10 protein-coding genes and 1 pseudogene are annotated in these 19223 nt (G+C 29.5%); 1 reads left to right on the top strand and 10 read right to left on the bottom strand.

Annotation, left to right across the window (positions count from 1 at the left end; genetic code table 11):
* Window positions 1-1201 precede the first annotated feature (1201 nt).
* Window positions 1202-1438, top strand: a pseudogene (locus tag H0I28_RS17735) (integrase core domain-containing protein); the annotation flags it as partial.
* A gap of 41 nt (window positions 1439-1479) precedes the next feature.
* On the opposite strand, the gene H0I28_RS11035 reads toward H0I28_RS17735, so the two are convergent.
* The 10 genes from H0I28_RS11035 to H0I28_RS11080 form a co-directional block, all read right to left on the bottom strand.
* On the bottom strand, window positions 1480-1671 hold the full coding sequence (locus H0I28_RS11035) for a hypothetical protein (RefSeq protein WP_218731528.1): 192 nt from the start codon (window positions 1669-1671) through the stop codon (window positions 1480-1482).
* A 60-nt stretch (window positions 1672-1731) separates the two neighbouring features.
* Entirely contained in the window at window positions 1732-1920 is a 189-nt protein-coding gene (locus H0I28_RS11040) for a hypothetical protein (RefSeq protein WP_218731530.1), read from the bottom strand.
* Window positions 1921-2056: 136 nt separating this feature from the next.
* Window positions 2057-3457: a tyrosine-type recombinase/integrase gene (locus H0I28_RS11045; RefSeq protein ID WP_218759120.1), complete on the bottom strand. Its 1401-nt coding sequence runs from the start codon at window positions 3455-3457 to the stop codon at window positions 2057-2059.
* A gap of 1046 nt (window positions 3458-4503) precedes the next feature.
* Window positions 4504-4875, bottom strand: a complete 372-nt coding sequence (locus tag H0I28_RS11050; RefSeq protein ID WP_218759121.1) for an SMI1/KNR4 family protein — start codon at window positions 4873-4875, stop codon at window positions 4504-4506.
* A gap of 13 nt (window positions 4876-4888) precedes the next feature.
* Window positions 4889-5470, bottom strand: coding sequence for an HNH/ENDO VII family nuclease (locus H0I28_RS11055; RefSeq protein ID WP_218759122.1), 582 nt, complete (start codon window positions 5468-5470; stop codon window positions 4889-4891).
* Window positions 5467-8523, bottom strand: a complete 3057-nt coding sequence (locus H0I28_RS11060) for an ATP-binding protein (RefSeq protein ID WP_218759123.1) — start codon at window positions 8521-8523, stop codon at window positions 5467-5469. Before H0I28_RS11060 ends, H0I28_RS11055 begins: the two co-directional genes overlap by 4 nt.
* Window positions 8520-9173 (bottom strand): hypothetical protein, encoded by a 654-nt coding sequence (locus H0I28_RS11065; protein ID WP_218759124.1) that lies wholly within the window; start codon window positions 9171-9173, stop codon window positions 8520-8522. The genes H0I28_RS11060 and H0I28_RS11065 overlap by 4 nt, the downstream gene beginning before the upstream one ends.
* Window positions 9166-11172: a dynamin family protein gene (locus tag H0I28_RS11070; RefSeq protein ID WP_218759125.1), complete on the bottom strand. Its 2007-nt coding sequence runs from the start codon at window positions 11170-11172 to the stop codon at window positions 9166-9168. The genes H0I28_RS11065 and H0I28_RS11070 overlap by 8 nt, the downstream gene beginning before the upstream one ends.
* Before the next feature lie 275 nt (window positions 11173-11447).
* Window positions 11448-17432: a DEAD/DEAH box helicase gene (locus H0I28_RS11075; RefSeq protein ID WP_218759126.1), complete on the bottom strand. Its 5985-nt coding sequence runs from the start codon at window positions 17430-17432 to the stop codon at window positions 11448-11450.
* A gap of 15 nt (window positions 17433-17447) precedes the next feature.
* The gene (locus H0I28_RS11080; RefSeq protein WP_218759127.1) at window positions 17448-19223 is read right to left on the bottom strand and encodes an AAA domain-containing protein; all 1776 of its coding nucleotides are present in this window, start codon (window positions 19221-19223) and stop codon (window positions 17448-17450) included.

Genomic DNA, 19223 nt, shown 5'->3' on the forward strand with positions numbered 1-19223 from the left:
TACTTTCCTGAAATAGGTTGACTAAAAATTAAACACTTAATTATAGTCACTTATGAAAACTCAAAACAACCCTGGCAAAAAAAACGTACGAAAAAGCACCTTTAGAGCTCAAATTATTCGTCGTTGACCAAATTCAGAATGGACACAACTACTTAGCAATCGTTACTCATGCATATTCTAAGCAAATTACGGGATATAAACTCGACAATCAAATGAGGAACGGTATAAATTATCCTAAAAAAAGGTCAACCTATATCAGTATAATATAAAAGGATTGCAACTGTAATACAAAAGAATTGCTACTACCCTACACTGCAATGTTTATCATAAAGTAAAAACAATTGCTACAAATTCACAAAGACAATACAAATTCTCATCAAAATAAATAATTGCATTACAAAAACAAAAAGGATTGCAAATGTAATACAAAAGGATTGCCATTACTTTAGACTGCAATTTTATCACAAAGTAAAAACAATTGCTATAAATTCACAAAAACAACACAAAGCCATATCAAAATAAATTATTGTATTACAAAAACAAAAAAAATTGCAACTGTAATACAAAAGAATTGCTACTACCTTACACTGCAATGTTTATCATAAAGTAAAAACAATTGCTACAAATTCACAAAAACAACACAAAGCCATATCAAAATAAATTATTGTATTACAAAAACAAAAAAGATTGCAACTGTAATACAAAAGAATTGCTACTACCTTACACTGCAATGTTTATCATAAAGTAAAAACAATTGCTACAAATTCACAAAAACAACACAAAGCCATATCAAAATAAATTATTGTATTACAAAAACAAAAAAGATTGCAACTGTAATACAAAAGAATTGCTACTACCTTACACTGCAATGTTTATCATAAAGTAAAAACAATTGCTACAAATTCACAAAAACAACACAAAGCCATATCAAAATAAATTATTGTATTACAAACACAAAAAAGATTGCAACTGTAATACAAAAGAATTGCTACTACCTTACACTGCAATGTTTATCATAAAGTAAAAACAATTGCTACAAATTCACAAAGACGACACAAATTCTCATCAAAATAAATAATTGCATTACAAAAACGAAAAGGATTGCAAATGTAATACAAAAGGATTGCCATTACTTTACACAGCATTTGCAGAAGAAAATGGCATAATGATGAGCATGACAGAACAATAAGATCCTTATGAAAACGCAATTGCAGAGCGAATTAATAGAACTTTAAAATATGAATATGGACTTAGAAATTGCATTAAAAATACTGCCATTGCTCAAGAAGTAACAAAACAAGCTGTATATATTTACAACAATTTAAGAACCCATTTTAGCTTAGAATTAAGAAAACCAGCAGAAGTACATTTAAATCCAAACATCAAATACAAATCATATCGAAGAAATAATGTAAATTTGACTGAACTAGTTATATAGAATATAAATAATTTAAAAGGTATAAATTAGACCAAAAAAGGTCAACCTATATCAGTATAATACATTTCTGATTTTACTGTTTGTGGTGCAGGAACCAATCCTGTTTTTGATTTCTTTTTCTCTAGGTTATGAGAACCTACTCTACAACTATTACTACAAAACTTTTGCACACCTCTTCTTTTAGGTATATATTCCTTTCTACAATAATTACAGATATAGTTTCTTGATTCCATTTTGACTTAAGCTTACATACGATTTAAGGTAAATCGCGATTTTTATATATTTTTTTTGATTCATTGCTTCCTAGAAAACACATTCTTCAATAAATATTCTAAAGCATCTTCTGTACTTAAAAGTGGCTTATGTTTGTGTTTTTTAGGCTTAGATACAATCGCAAAATCTTTCTTTAATTTATCAAACAGCAATCTTTGCTCTTCTTTCGGAAGTGCTTTTGCTACTTGATAAACGATTTCTGCATTCATATTAGAACACAAAAATGAATCTTTATAAAATTAAGTTGTTCGGCTTTGAATGCCTTTGAATAGCTTTTATTGGCTTTGAACGGCTTTTGACACCTATTTTAAAAGAAAATCTGATTGTTTTTTTTAACAGCCAACACTAAGCTAAAAATTTAGAGTAATCTTCTGGTAATTCAGCATCAATATCACGTAAATATTTTTCCAATGCAACCATTGTTGCATGTCCAGAGATTGGCATCAAATTACTTTTCGCTTCATGTTGAGACATGTTTTCTCTAAATTTTCGATATAATTTAGTAATAAAAGTATGCTTAAAACCATACATTCCGTATTCTTCACCTAAATTAAAATGGTCTTTTATTTTTTTGAATCGAGCGGTAAACTCGTTTCTCTTATTCGTTTCTTGTGCATTCCATTCTGCTCCAATTTCATACCTACCAAATAAAAATGCTTTGGGATCTTTATTAGATAAATCAGGTAAATCGTTTAATAAAATTTCTGGAATTATTTTTATCTGTACAGGCTTATTCTTCGCTTTGATGTACAACTTTTTATCTTGTACGTCTACATCTTCAATTTTTAACCTACAAATTTCAATAGGTCTTAAAATACTATAAGATATAAACTTTACAAAAAGCAATAAATGGGCATCTACTTCTTGCAAATGCTTGTAGATTTCCTTTTCTTGTTGTGGTGTATATGTTTTATTTCTTTTGGGAACAGATTTTAGCACATGAATTTTCCTAACAAAATTATGAGCGACCATTTCATTGTCTTCTAAAATTTGAAACATAGAAGCAATGTCTGTTCTTGAATTATTACGATTTCTCGCACTAGTCCTTTTTAAAACTTCATTCAAATATTGAGTCACTACTTTTTTAGTAATAAACGTAATTGGGTTCTTATAATAGTCTCTCTCTTTCAACCATTTTTCAAAAAGCCCTATTCTACTTTTATATTGAACATATGAATTTTTATTCATCATATTCACTTTCAACTCTAAAGTTAACTTTAAACACTCCTCAATAGAAGTACCAGTCTCTTCAACTTTTTCAACTGCAATTACTGATTTTATAATTTCTGTTTCTAGTGTTGTTTTTGGAATTATTTGATTTTCTACCTTAGTAGAAATCGATACATTCTCCTTTTTATCGGTTACTACTTTTGTTTCTTGTCCCAAAAAAGTACTTTCTAAATCTGAATTATCTTCATAAGGATTAAAACCATAATCTAACAATTGCAACAGCCCTTTTTGCATCGTTCTTAAAAAAGCATACCGCTCTCTTTTAGTTTTCAACTTATTTACACCTGCCTTTATATTCGGCTGCCTTTTTAATTTATTTGTTTGAGGGTTTCTAAAGGAGAAATAAACATACCAAGGTTTATCCAAAGCAGCTTTTTTTTCTTTCAAATTAAGTTTAGACCAACTAGAAATATCAACTCCACCTGTGTAGATTTTTGGCTCAGAATAATTCAGTTTCATAGGTAAAACGTGTACGTTTTCGTGTACGGTACGTAAAAGTAAGAAATTTAAAGACATAAAAAAAACGATTCATGTAACACGAACCGTTGATTTTATTGGCTTTAAACCTTGTAGCGGGAACTGGACTCGAACCAGTGACCTTCGGGTTATGAGTTCAAGTAAATTTCTGATTTACTTAACTTTAACCTTTTTGTTATTTAAATCGTGTTCTAAAACGTGTTCAGTTTAGATCGGATTATTATAATATTTTCTTATTGCAATTTAGTAATTATTAAACAATAATGAAACTTTAAAATTATTCTTTTACAAATGAAATTAAGTATTATAATTTAACAACTATTAAGTAAAAAGTATGAACCATAAAAAGTACTCAATATAAATTAATACTTAAAGAATTTTAAGTTGAAAAAGCTTCTATTAATTTTGAGTATTTTTGAATAGTTTAATTATTATATAAAGTTACCATTTATGAAGCTGGAAGTGCCTATTTTACATAATGGCGTTATAGTGCTTAGAGTTTTTACGAAAGAACAGTATAACTGCGCATTATGTAACTTAGCTTTGGGGAGTTTTGTATTTTATGAAAACAATATAGAAGATTGCTTTTTATAGTTGTGTTTAAGTTTCCGAAAATACAAGCTGTAAAATGCAAGTACCCATAGAATCTTAAAACGCTAAACTTGTATGGTGTGCCTTTCGACTATTCTCAAAACAAAACTCTACAACACAATATTCAAAAGGGTTAATTCTTTTGCATTAAACTTAGTTTTGTAGTGCAGAGATTGTTCTATTTTTTTTTAGACTTTAAGGTATATCTTATTTAATAATCTCCACATTTTCTACAAATTAATCATACCAATCTGATTCTTAAATTACCCTTTACTTTTTAACCTCATCTAAAGTGTTTGATTATATTTCTTATTTATGGTAAAATGTTCCTTAATAAAGTATTCAAAAACAATAAAGAGGCAATTAACCTTCAGCATTTTATTTTACTCGATTTTATAAAATTTTACAAAATTGTATATTTAACCTCTTGTTATTTTTACCTCAAGGAAAAGCTATTATTACTCCCTATATCATAAAAAGAAATATGATTATAATTAAAAATCGTTTTCTATGAATTCTTTAAAAGATTTATATATTTTTTTTACTTCACCTGATGGGACCCATTCATAAACACAACCGTTAGAAGTATTTAAAACCAAATACATTACGTCTGTTCCAACACTTTCTAGAGCAACAAAGTTTTTTGTTAAATTAAAATTATCTTGTAATTCTTTAGTTTCTTTTAATACATTAAAAAACTTATCATTACCTAAGCCAAATAAATCTCGTCCTTGTAAAGAAACAAATCCATATTGTTTTAAGTATTCGATATAATCTTTCGGTAACTCACCTTCTATAACCTCTTCTAACTTTGAAATTTGTTGAATTGATACTCCAGGTATAGAATTATCTATATTTTTAAACATAATGTTTTTTTAATTAATTGTTTTGATATATTATTTCTGCTGCACGTTCTTTCCAATGTTCTGATCTTTGTCCATCGAACTCTTTCCTGTCAATATCTGAAGACAATTCTTTACTTTTAGTATGTAAAATATTATAATTGCCATTAGATCTATGTTCACATCTAGTAAGCTCAGCTAAAGGACCGTCATTTTTCTGGCCCAAGTGATGTAATTCGTATTGTTTTCCATTATCATCTAAGGGAGGGCAACCATTTTCCATTCTTTGTAAATTTGTTTCAGACTCATTTCCTGGTATACCTAATGGTGTATTATAATCTATATTAGGTTGAATTAACACTTCTCTACCATTAACTATTTTTTTCTCTAAACCAGCGTCATCATAAATTTTTTGCTCCTCAACACTGATATTCATATCCTCAATGCTTTTAAATCTTGTTTCAAAAAACTCATTCTCAACCTCCAAAGCCTCCAACGAACCATTTTCAACAATATCCATAGTCTCTAAGGGAATATCTTTTACGGATAACTCAGAAACCTCTTTTAAGGTTTTTATTACTGTTTCTTTGGCTGCCTCCCCTAATATAGCTTCAATCATACTGCTTTTTTATTTAAAAAATAACTATCCTTCACTTCATCAATGTTATGAACATTCGCTTTTAACATCATATTCTTAGCCAAAGTAGACACTATTCTATTTACAAAATCATCATCTTTCATCCCCCAATAAAGGGACAAATAACTTTTTAAAGCCAAAAAATCTTCTTCCTTATTATGAGTAAATAAATTATGAAGCACTTTTTTTAACCCTTCAGGAATTCTATTATTAGTTCTATAGAAGCCTTGTGTTAGAAAACTAAATATCTGCTTTATCGCATATTGAGAATACATAACTTTATCAAACTGACTACCCGAAAGTATTATTTCTTGTTCTAATGCTTTATTAAAAAGTTCTATTTTACTTTTCAATTTTGAATACTCAATTGTACAAAGAGAATTTAATAACCTTTGAACGACTACTTTTCCTTTTTGCCCTAAAACAGTAGATAATTCATAAACCTCAAAAGGATGCAGTGTTTCTATTTTGTTTTTCTGCATTAACTTATAAACTTTATTATCACTTGCAGCTGCAGAATTTATATTATTAATCATTGCACATTCCACAGGACGCTCCATCCCTTCTTTATGAACAAGTGCACGTCCTGTAACTAATCTACTCATATACAGTGCATCATCATCAGAAATACTCAGCGAACCTGCCAATAAGGACTGATCGTCTTTTGAAACAAGACGGTGTACAATTTTTGTATTCGTATTTTTTATAACATCTGGAGAAATCTTTGAAGGAATTTGTTCTACTACCGCTACTCCCTGACCAAGAGAACGCATTTCAGCTATAACATTTGTAAACAATTCTACTGCTTTTCCTTTAGGATTACCAATTGATTCTGAAGTTTTTTCTGTAGATACATTTTTTAATAAACGATGCGCTTCTTCTATTACCATAAAATGCTGTAATCCTTTTGCCCCCATTCCAGGGTTAACAGCAGGATTATCTTTCTGACGATATTGACTAATCATAACCAACATTAAGCCTACGAAAAATGCTTTATCATCATCGTCCGCTAAACTTTCCATTTCAAGAATTGTATTCTTTTTCAACAAATCTTCCATTGGATGAAAATCGTGCGTATCAAACATCATTCCTTTAGCTCCAACAGAAAGGCTTTCGATACGTACAACAATAGCAGTTCTTATATTATCCTGTAACTCTCCTTTATATGCTAATTCATTCTTTACATAATTTTCAACTTCACTTTTTAAATCACTTAGAGTTGGAAAAAAATAAAGATGCTCTTTGGTATCATACCCACTTTCATTATAATTACCGACGGAATCTGTAAAATATGGATGAAATCCTTTAGTAATATTCCAGCCTTTCTTAGCGTAAATATTATGAATGCACTTTTCTACAATGGCTGGCATTGGACCATACAAAGAAAAACTAGCATTAAAAATAGCTTTTAAATAATCAATATGTTCAGATAAATGTATTCCTTTTTGAACATAAAAAGGATTAAATCTTATAGGGCTAACTGAAGCATCTCCAACAGTATAAATGTTTAAATTATTTTTAAAAACATCATCTGCAAGCAATTGCCTATAATCTCTTTTAGCAGATTCTATCACCAAAAAAGGAATATTTTCTTTTAAGGTTAAATCTTTCAATATAGTTTTTACTGTTGTTGTTTTACCACTACCTGTTAATCCGCAAACAAATAAATGTTTGTTTAAATCATTTGTAGTAAGATTTATATAAGAGTTTGGTAAAGGATTTCCATAATCGGCAATATTACCAATTTTTAAACCATCGTTATCATTGATATCATTCAATGCAAGCGCTGGCATTTTCTTTATTTCAAAACCGGGTAAAGACTCAAATGGAGGAGATGATATAAAGGCCAATTCTTCACTTGTTATATAAGATGATAAACTTTTAGGAAAGATTGAATTTTCATTATTATTGACTGGTAAAAATAAACTTTGATTTTCCTTTAAATCACCTATAAACATTTGTGAAGGAGGTAATAACTTATCACTTGGTTTTGATAATTCTCCCAAAAAGCTACCTCCTAAAATTTCACAAGTAATTTCATCTTTTGCTGAAAAAGCAATAGATGTTTCCCACATACCCGTGTTAAAACCTTTAACAGTACGCTCTAATAAATGTTCTGTTAATTTTTCGAGCTCTAATGCAATTCCATTTTGCTGCTCATATGAAAGGGATTCCGATATATTAATGGTTTTTGATTTGTTAGTACCATATGATTTACTATTTGTGGTTGTTTTAGACCTGTTGTACGAGTATCCTGCTACAATTATACTTAAATTAAAATTATGACCACGAGTTTTAGACTCTCCAGTTGTATTTTGATCAGTAGTACCTGTTGTATTTGTTATACCTTCATCATTCCCTTTAGTTTGTTTTGCTAATGCATGGAATTTATCTCGTAAATTTAAAAGCTCACTATAGGTATATTGATGATCTTGTGGAGGAAGTGGCGTAGAAATTATGGCTAAAATATACTCTTTACCATATAAGCTTCTTATTACAGATGCTATATTAAATTCAACTTTTTCATCATTAACTTTAAGTGCTGGTATCCCTGTTATTATACCTCCTTTTGTATAACCATTAGATAGTGTTGAAAACTTTGTACTTCCATTATATTTTATTTTTTTTCCTGGAAGAATACCATTTATCAATGAACTAAATAAATCAACATCCTGATTTGTAGTATTTTCTCGTTTTAAACCTAAATAAATTGTATTTCTACCATTCTTACCTGAAACAATAGTAGCAACTGTAATACCTGATTTGCTAGCAGCAGACAAAATTGTACTATACCTTTCCTTAATGAATGAAGGAACATCTTCTTCTTTATTTTTGATAGAAACCTCTGTTAAAGGAAAAAGGTAAAATGTATCTAGCCAATTATTTGGAGCTTCCTTTACTCCATGAGAAATTGGATTTTCATTAGTAGCTATATCCAACCAAGGCATTAATTTTTGAATACCTGAAAACAATTCTTTAGAAATATCTTTCTGTTCAAAAGAAGGGTCTTGCACTTTATCTTTTTCTTCTATCATTTAGATATTTGATTTAAAGTTGAATTTTCATTCATAAAACTTTGTAGTTCTTTGTTAAAAGCAATAGTTACTTCATTCAACCAAAGATCTACTTCCTTCTCTGTTTTTTTAAGATAGCTTTTGGCATCCTCTCTTATATTAACTCTAGTTTTAATAGTTGCTTTATCATAAATTAATTTAAACGTAAAAGCAGAAATTATTAGAACAACAAGACCTGACACGACAAGACTTAATATAGAGATAGGTGCAATAGCATTAACACCAATAGCACCTGCTATAAAAGTTGCTCCACTGGCAATATAAGCGTTCCGTTTTCTTCTATCTTTCCGAAATTCTACAACGCTATTTATTAAGTTTTTATCTTCTTTTAAACTATAAGCAAGCTCAATAATTTTTTCGTTTAGTTTTGCATCATAAAATTTGTTCTTTGTTTTAACATCCAATTTTTCTATCGCTTTTTGCGCATCTATCATTAAATAAGATAATAATGTTTCTAGTAACATTTCAGAATTATAAATCACCTCTTTAGGGATGTAGTCAGATAAGTGTTTTATTGTTATTTCGATATCAAAATTTTTATCTAATTGTTTTTCAATATCTAATCTAACATTATCAAACAGTTCTTTTATATCTTGTTTAATTTTATTCATAGCTTACTTCTTCTAAAATTTCATTAACACGTTTTACTCCATTAGGGATGTTGCTTTGTTTGTTTTTTAAAACATCTATTTCTACTATTATTTCCTCATTCTGTTGACTTTTTTCTTTTTCATATTTCAAATCTACTTGTCTCTCATTGATCATATGATTTACTTTATTTGAGACATCTTCTAAATAATTTTTTACAATATTATTAGTTTGATTTACTGTATCAATTTTTGTTTTTTGGATGTATGATGTAACCTCAGTGATTATACTTGAATTATATTTCTCATCATTAACAACTTTTTCCGTGCCTACTTTAATTTGATTCTTTCTAAATAATCTTGCGATTCCTAATGTAAAAAAATCCCAATTATCAACTTCTCTTTCTTGATAAACATCTTGATCTTCATAGGATTGATTCTTAGCAAAATTTTCAATTGCTTTTATATCAATTTTAGGCACATTTACTTTATGAATTTCTTTAAATACCACCTCTATTTCATTTAGATTACTCATAAAATAGTCTGTTATAGAATGGGACAAAAGAGTAACAGCATCATTCATTTCATTTTGAAAATCGAGTGCTAATTTCTTTATAATTTGAATATCTTCTATTGAATTGATTTTCTCTAAATATTGCGTTGTAATTTGATTAATATTTTTTACAACTTCTGAGTTTCTGCTACCACCAAATCTAATGTTAGCCTCATCATTCATTTCATTAAGCTTTAATTTAAAAGCATCTAATATTCCTGAAATTCTTTCTATTTCTCTTGCAAAACTTTGTGGACTCTCTTTCTTTCGTTTTAACCTGTTTATTTTATCTACAATTAATTTATCTTGCTCAGCATAACCCCGCTTTATAGTTGCTAAAATTTCCTTTAGTTGTAATTGAGGAGCTTGCATGGAATACTCATCAATAGTCGTATAGATTTGTTCAAAGTTTGAAGCTTCATTAATTACATCCTTAAGTTCTCTTTCATCGTCTTCGGCTTGCTCTCTATATGACGATAGTAATTTCTTTTTGCTTTTATTTTCTCTAATCTTTTTTAAAGAAACTCCTGCTTTTAGTTCATTGTTTATTAGTTCTAAAACGCTATCTACCACTATAATTCTCTCTTCAGATATGATATTACCATACAAACGTTTTGCCTCATTTAACAACCTCTCTACTTCGTCTTCTTCATACAGGCCTTTATGCGTTAAAATTAAGAACAAGTTTTCTTTACTTTTATTAGAAATTGTTTTGTTTACAAAATCCTTGAACGACTCTGATTCAATTGGTTTTATAGGATGTACAAATAAAATAGCATTTGCTTTTTCTAAAAATTTTAACGAAATATCTTGTACACCACCTGTTGCGTTCACTCCAGGGCTATCAACAATTCTTAATTCTTCGAAACTCCAATTTAAAGGATATCCAAAATTTATCTCTACAGGTATTTTACTTTTTGGAGTATTTAAAATATAACTTTCAATAAGTTCTTTTTCATCTTGTAATTCCATTCCAGAAATTGCCTCAAGATTATTAATAAACTCTTCAGTCACCTTTACTTTATAATCTTTTATAATGTATTCGTTTATAGCTGTATGAGGAATATTTCTATACTGATTTTCTATGCTACATATTGCTCCTAAACGTTCTTTTGCTTCATCTATCTCTTTAGTAGATAAATCGTCAGATACTTCTTCAGTACTTCCATCTGCATACACTACTTTTAAATAAGAAGTTTCTGATTTAAATATTTCAACGATTGCACTAGTGGCTTGTAAAACATCTGAAGGTAGAATTTCTTTTCCGAGTAAAGCATTGATAAATGTCGATTTACCTGCTTTAACTTCACCTGCCACAGACAGCAAAAACTTACCTGTTTCTAAAGCTTTAACTCTCTGTTTTAGGAAATTTAAATCAACTCCATCATTAACATTACCTTTTTGTTCTATATAATTATTAGCAATATCAATTGTGTTATCTCTGGATACTTTATAACTATTTCCTATCATTTTCTTTTTCTTTTAAATAATTTTTTCTTTTGCAATTTAACATTTCTAAATAACTATGCTAGTAATGAAAACACTTTTACTATGTAGTATTTCTTTTAGTAAAACTTAATTCAGAAACTACCTCTTTAAAGAGTAATAGAAATTTAATAAATAAACTTTCCCCTGAATTATTAGATTCTGTTAGAATTATAAAAAAATTTGAATACTTATTTTTTTTATGCTCATTGCTTTTTTTATTTAAGTTGATACTTAATATGCTTAAAATTTATAATAATTTATTTTCCTATAATTTTCAAAATATTATATATTCTTAAATATTCTTCCCAAATTGTTTTATCTATTTCTTTTAGTTCAGAAGCAACGAGGTTTGACTTTACATCAAAATCTTTAAACCTCACAAAAACTCTTGATTTATATAACTCATTTGCCTCAGTTATATCAGATTTCATATAAACATTTGGTCCTGGATTAGTAGGACTAACATTTTGAACTATAGCATTTACATCTAACAATTTTTCAACTGAATTTTCAGCAAAAATATTTTTCATGAAATCATCTTGATGTGCTGCAAAAAAGTACCCTACTTCTGAATTTAAGTTTAGGCTACTGCTATTTGCTAAATACCACAACAATCGCTCTATTGAGTTATTTGCATTAATTAAACCTTTATTTAGTTTTTGTGACATCGGAAATACATTCAATCCTTTAAGTGAATTCCTGTAGCGCAACTGATCTACATATAAATTATCCGTTCTTAATTTATCTTCCTCATTTTCGAACAATATTACATCTGTCCAACTGAGTGACCATGAAACCATATTAGGCGTTTCTGAAATAGCATTTCTAATTGTAATATCTTCATAAAAACGCATGTGCTTTTCTGAAGCATGATATGTATACCCATCTAAATAAATAGCAACTTCCTTGAATGCTAATAATTGATCTATATCTGTAATTATTTCACCTCCTTTTTCAATTTGGATACATTTTATCAAAAAATCGGTTCTAGTACTTACCGAGACGCCATCTTTTTCTCCTAAATTTATTTGAGGTCTAATTACATAAGTTATGTTACCCCCATCAATAGGTAATGATAAACGATACGTTAGAATTCCATTTTCTTTCACTTCATTAAAAACTAAATTTTTATCAGTATATTTTTCAGTATATTTTCTTAGCGCATGAATGAATTTAGATTCCAACTCACTTTCCTCTATCATTCCTGTTTTCGTTAGAGATGAAATACCTTGATTTATAGGTTCCCAATCTTTAGATTGTTCTACAATACTCCTAAAAAGATCTTCAGCTCTCTCTCTACTTAAATCTTCTCTGTTATATTGATTTGCATACGTTAAAATACATCTGTAGCAACCATCTTTTCCTTGCTCTTTACAAGAACATTCTTTTATGGCTTTATAGGCTTCCTTTAAAAGTTTCGTAAACTCATTTGGGTCAAATATCTTTTGTAAATATCCAGTACCTCCAGGAATGGTATCATATAGCACAAGATATCTATCAAATCTTTGGGTTGCTTCATTGAATTCTGAATAAAAATCAAATGCAACATGATCAGGGTTCCCTTTATAATATTTTTTTAACCCTAATTGCAAGCCCGCTTTAAACATTTCCTGTGTCGCCTCATTTAAAAACTCTTGGACTGGTAGTAAAATTTTTATAGCTTCAGTGTTGATGCTCCTAAATAAAAATACTTCTTCAAAAATATCATTTGCAATATTGTTATACTCTTCTTCTCGATGTTTACAGAATCCATAATGAAATTTTTTATCTCCATTACCATTTAAAACAAAATTAGGTTTTGATGTTGATTTCCCACAATGTTTACAGGTTACAAAACCGTGACGTGCAATGTTTTCATTTTGATTTATTGTTAAGTGACTCGCATTGATTGTACCTGAACCTAGATTGACCTTTGTTAATTGAACATCTTTTACAAATTCGATACCAAACGGAATTTTCACCATACCCCAAGTACCTTCTATGGTCTTAGGATTGAATTTTAAATGTGTAGAAATTGTATAATGTGTTTGCTCTCTTTCGTCTTTAGCATCTTTAAGAGTCGATTTCGTTCTTGAGTTTACAGATTTTACAGTTTGCAATCTTGCAAACTTATGTTTGTTTGAAGCCGAGTTCCAAGACTCATGACCACATTTAGGGCACATTCCTTTTTCTGCTTTTAATTCATCTTCAATATGGTCACAATTCCCACAAAACCTCATCGTCACTAAACTAGATTTTTCCCCACTCCAATCGTACGTATTTAAACCTGAAATTTCTAATTTATTTCCTTGACTATAAAAATAATTATCGGGAGCAAACTCTTTCAACGCTGAAGCTGCAGACCGAACAATTTCAAAGGACTTGCTTTCAGGCTCCTGCTCTGCTCCTTCTGGTTTAAAGCCATATACATGTGCATTTAAAGTAACCCCTGTTTCAGGAAACGCATAATTAGGCAATACTCCTACATTTGTTAAATGCTCAATAACCTGTCTTTTTTCAATTGCTTTTTTCAACTGCCAAAGCGCCCTTTTTTCTCGTGTTAACTCTTTATGCTCCTCATCTGCTTCTCCTAAGTCTTTCTCATCAATATAGCTATCTATATCAGCTACTTTTTGAATGATAAAGAAAAATTCGTTTTTTAATTCCTCGAAAACTCTTAGTAACTTTTGTTGAAATACGCCTTGTTGAATCGTTTTTTTGATGTCCTCAATTATTACCATATCTATCTGACCATCATACGTTTCTGTAAAAGCAGCCAATAATTGTTTTTGATTGTCTAAAACAAACCCTAACAATTGATTGATAAAAAATGCATTGCTATTGATCTTATTCGCTTCAAGCAAGTTTAATTGTTTAATTAAACCAGGTATTTGATGCCTTTCTGGATCTTCCTTGGTCCAACTATCAAAACAATACGCTGTGAAATGTCTAAATAAAATATCTTTCGCATTTAAGAAACAACCTGGAGTATTGATATCCCCTTCCATCATTTCATTAGGCTCTTCGTAATAAAACAAATCATGTGCCTTGTTTTGGGCAAAATTGGTAATTAATGCCGTCCCTGATGAACGACCTGCACGACCAATACGTTGTAAAAAGTTAGAAGGTAAAGGAGGAATACTTGTATTTATTGCAGCATTTAATGACCCCACATCAATACCCATTTCTAAAGTAGAAGTGGCAACCAAGGCATTTAAAGAATTATAATTTGGTCTTTCTTTAAAATCATATTCTGTTTTTTCTCTTACTTTTCTATCCAAAACCCCCGTATGTTCTGATGCATAAATTCTAGGAGAAAGATCTCTGTTATAAATCAGATTGTAATAATTAAATTTATTGTTCTCTGATTTCACATACTTACCAGCACATCTATAATTTACACATGCTGTTCCTTCCATTAGGTTATCCTTATTCGTAACATTTAATGTGGATGTACATTCATTACAACTATACGTTGCAACTTTGTTGCTTATAGTAATTTCTTTAGGGTTGATTGCAAAATTATCTCCATCTTTTGCAGATTTTCCTGTTAAAACCCCTACCTGTAATAAATGCTCAAAAAGATGTGTGTAAAACTCATTAATTATAGCGGTATTATCCGGAACAAATTGAAAGGACTTTTTGAAATACGCATGAAACCAATTGGTTGTTTTTGCATATGTACTATCTATAACCCCTCTATTGTCAGAATAATTTACCACCAATTTAGGAATACGTGTTCTAGGATGATAACGTCTACTTAAATAATGTCTACCATCTCGCATCCAATTTAAGTCCCATATTTTTAGATCTTTTGTCCTAAATTTCGCTAAATAATCGTGATCTACGGCACCTCGAATACGCATCCGATGTAAACAACCATTTGTAAATCTTAAAAAATCATCCCTATCAATATTTTCTAACATGTTATCATTTAACCATGATTTCATTTTGAAAAATACCTTTTCAAATTTTTCACTATTAAAACTAGGTGCAGAAGAACTCGTTTTTTCTAATGTTCTACCAATACCCGCACTATATCCAAATTCTGAAATAATTTCCCAAAATACACGTGTATCAAATTCTTTCTCAAATGTTTTGGAAAACGAATTCGTTGTTAAATTTCTAAAATCTTCAACTCTGGCCTCTCCAATTCTATCTGAAGGAAAAAACCTATAGAAGTAAGCTTCTAAATGTTTTTTTTCTGTTGGATCTGCATGTGTTTTCCAATAAGAAATAAAAGTATCTTTTAATGATATTAAATCTGTAGGTTCATTTATTTCATTGATTACTTTTTGCAATGAAGCTCTGAATGTAAATCTATAATTTCTAGATTCAATAAACCCTGCTTGATGTGCTGCATCTTGAACACCATTAGTAAAAGCCAATACCTTACGATATTTCTCACCACGTTCATCTAAATTGGACGCTAATATTTGGCTCGTAGTAATTGAATTTAAAGTAGCGATACGTGTACCAATAATACTCATATCGTTATTCGCATTACATTCTGGACACGTATGTTGCCCTTTATTCTCTTTGACCTTACGATACGCTAATAAATTGATTCGTCTATTTGAAGGTGTATCTTGAAATTTTAAATCCGCTTCATGTGCGTAGGATGTTATTACTGCAGTAGGCTCATATTCTTCAATTTTATAATGGGCTGCCGTGTTGTAGTTTACAAAATAGATGTTTTTATGATTGTTAAAATATTGCTCATATACTTCTAATGGATCTAGCTCAAATTGATTTCTATTATCTTGTTTATTTGCTAACCAACCGCTTGCCCCACATTCTCTACAGAAATAAGGGGGTAAAGCTGCAGCTTCCCCTTTTCCTCCGATTTTATCTCTCCATGTAAATTTAGGTTCTTCAGCGAACACCCTTAATACACCACTTAGTTCACGAATCCAAATTTGAATTTGAAGGAATAAAAAGGGGAATCGTTCGTTTTCATCTGCTTTTGCTTCTGCAATTAAAGCCAAAACAGAAGTGATTACTTCTTCTTTTGGGTAATAATCATATTCAGCATCATATTCTACAATATTGTTGAAATTTGAATTTATATCATTTAACCTATGAATTACCTGTTTTATGTTGACCACCCCATCACTACAAATTGTACTTATATCTTTTACAATTTTCAACTTCTTTAATTCTGAAGCTAATTTATATGCTGAAATTGTTTCAGGAATTTGCCATAGCTTTTTCTGACGTTCTATATATTGATGATATTCTTCATTTATCCCTAATCTACTTTGTTGAAGGCCTACAAGTCTTGGTAAAAACTTGTCTAATTTATCCTCTGAAATTGTAAAGAATTCTTCCGAAGACAATCGATGTTCTACTATTACAGATTCTGATGAAAAGGTTTCACCAAAAACATCAGAGGCGTATTTCGTTAGCAACTTCACAGAATCTTCACCTTTACCAATTGTTGCAGAAGTACCTATAGGACATAAATGATTCTTTGGGGTATTTAACTTTAACTTTAATCTTCTAATTAGATTTGCAACATCTGTTCCTTGCGCTCCATCGTAGGTGTGTAATTCATCTAGTACTAAAAAACGTAGCAATTCTGGATTTTCAAAATTATGCGACCAAAGTTTGTTGTAATTATGACGCATTAACCCATAATCTAACATTTTAAAGTTGGTTAACAGTATGTCTGGCGGATTGCTTATAATTTCCTCTCTGTTTTCAATTACATGAGTTTCCCCCATTGTTGTTGGAAACTTATTTTTATTTTTTCCTTCCCCGATAAATAAACCTGCTGTTATATTTCCATTTAGTTTGTCATCTTCAAAAATGGCTTCTGCTAAACGTTTTGCTTGATCTGTTGCCAAAGCATTCATTGGGTATAAAATAATCACTTTTATACCTCTTTCTTTTCTCTGTTTATAACAATAATCTAATAATGGGAACAAAAAAGATTCTGTTTTCCCTGAACCTGTACCTGTTGTTAATAATGTTGGTTCTGGTTTATGACCTTCACTTGTGTGTAAGCGTCTGAAAGCTTCGAACTGATGTTTATATGGCGGGAATTTTGGCTTTATTTCTAAAGGCAATTCCTCTTCATCTGTATACGTAACAAAAGGTAATTTTAAAGAAACATAAGGGCCTTTAAAAATTCCTTCTTTAGGATGTTCAATAAAATTATAAAACGCATCAGATACTACTTTTTCTTTAAAGCTAAATGTTGCTTTTAAATATTCTATAATGGATTGCTTTACTTCGTACGCTTGCTGTAGTGGTAGCATTTAGTTTGTTATTTGTTATTTTTTTATCATAATTCCATTATCTTCAATGAAGCAGAAATCATTTAAAAGATTCGTTAAATATTTACCAGATTGATTTAATAATTCTGCTTTTTTATAAAAATTTTTAGAAGCAAGAATAAAAGTTGCTTTTTTAGACCTACTGGTTGCTACGTTAAATCTATTTAAATTAAATGAAAAGCTATAATTTTTATCAGGAATTATAAAAAAACAATAGTCAACATCAAGACCTTGAACCCTATCTATGGTATCGATGAGATAATTATTTGATTGTGTTTTGGTTTTTAGTGTTTTTTGTAAAAAAATAGCGGTTTCGACAAAAGGTGTTAGCACAGCAATAGTTCCTTTATTATTTAAAATAATATCATTAATAGCTTTTACTAAAAAGGGAACAATACAAATAACATTTTTAGAATTTTCAAAATCATTGAGAATTAAAGTTGGACCTCCTTTTGGATGAATATAAGTGCCTAAAAAGTTTAACATATTGATATCTGAACTTAAGTCATTAATGTTTGATTTTGATACTATAGTACCTTCATAGAACAAGTTAGTATATCTAGTTGCTCTATCTGTTAACCTTCTTGATTCAATTTTTCTAAAAAAAGGAATTCCTTCAAAATTACACATAGTTTGTAATCTATTAACTAAGAGATTTATATTAATTGATATTTTTTTATAATTTTTAAACTTTACTATTGGTTCAATTTGCATAGGATCTCCTACTACTATTACCTTTCTTCCAACTTTTAGAGCAGCAGCTATAGTTGTTAAAAAAGCCTGGGAAGACTCTTCTACTATTACATAATCAAATAAATTATCAGAGACTTGAGATTTATAAGATTTCTGCCAGTACTTTGAAAATTGATAGTAAGTAGCAAGCTGAACTTCACCTTTCGCTGGAGAGATTTCACTAGCGTATTTTAAGTTAGGATATCTCAAAATTTCATTAGAAGTCAAACTTGTTTTAGAAACTTTTTGTTGATTTAGTAAGTCTTTTAAAAAGGGTTTTTCACATGTTTCAATAGTAGCTTTATTAGTTAATGCAGTAACTAATACCGATTTATTTATTTTTGCTAATCGGCTAATCACATCTGCTATTTGATATGTTTTACCTGTCCCTGGAGGGCCTTGAAATACAATTAACCCAAATCTATTTACTTCTTTTATAATATAACCAGCAATATCAATACTTTCATCAATTAATTTTGGTTCTCTATTTAGTGAATAGTGGTAATCAAAATTTAATATTTTATCCCAAGGATTTACTTTATTTAAATCATTACTAAATTGCTTTAGATTTATAAGATATTCAAATGGAGGAATTGTAGGCCCAAAACCTAGAACATCATTAAGTTTTAACGTCTTAACAAATTTATAATCTACACCATTTAAAATCATTTTTATCCACCCCTCTCTTTCAGATTTTATATAACTAACCAGTTTTATCTGAGACATATCTAAATCGGAATTTAAAGGATTCAAAAGTTCTCGGTATGAAGAATTCCCCCATTGCTTTGGAAGCATCTTACTTAATTGAAGTTTAAAACAATTCATTTGTTGATCAACACGTGGTGTGTGATCTTCTTCTAGGTTTTTTATATCAAAAAAAACATTTCCTCTTTTTTCATCGAACCCTTTAAATTGAGCAATATAAAGTTTACCAGATTTAAATAAATTTATAGCAGGAGATTCAAAATTAGCTTTAACCTCTAATACTAATTCCTCTAATTCTTCTTTATAAAACTGAATTTGCTTTTCTTTCCCTAACAT

The sequence above is a fragment of the Polaribacter sp. AHE13PA genome (assembly GCF_019278505.1).
Classification (GTDB): Bacteria; Bacteroidota; Bacteroidia; order Flavobacteriales; family Flavobacteriaceae; genus Polaribacter.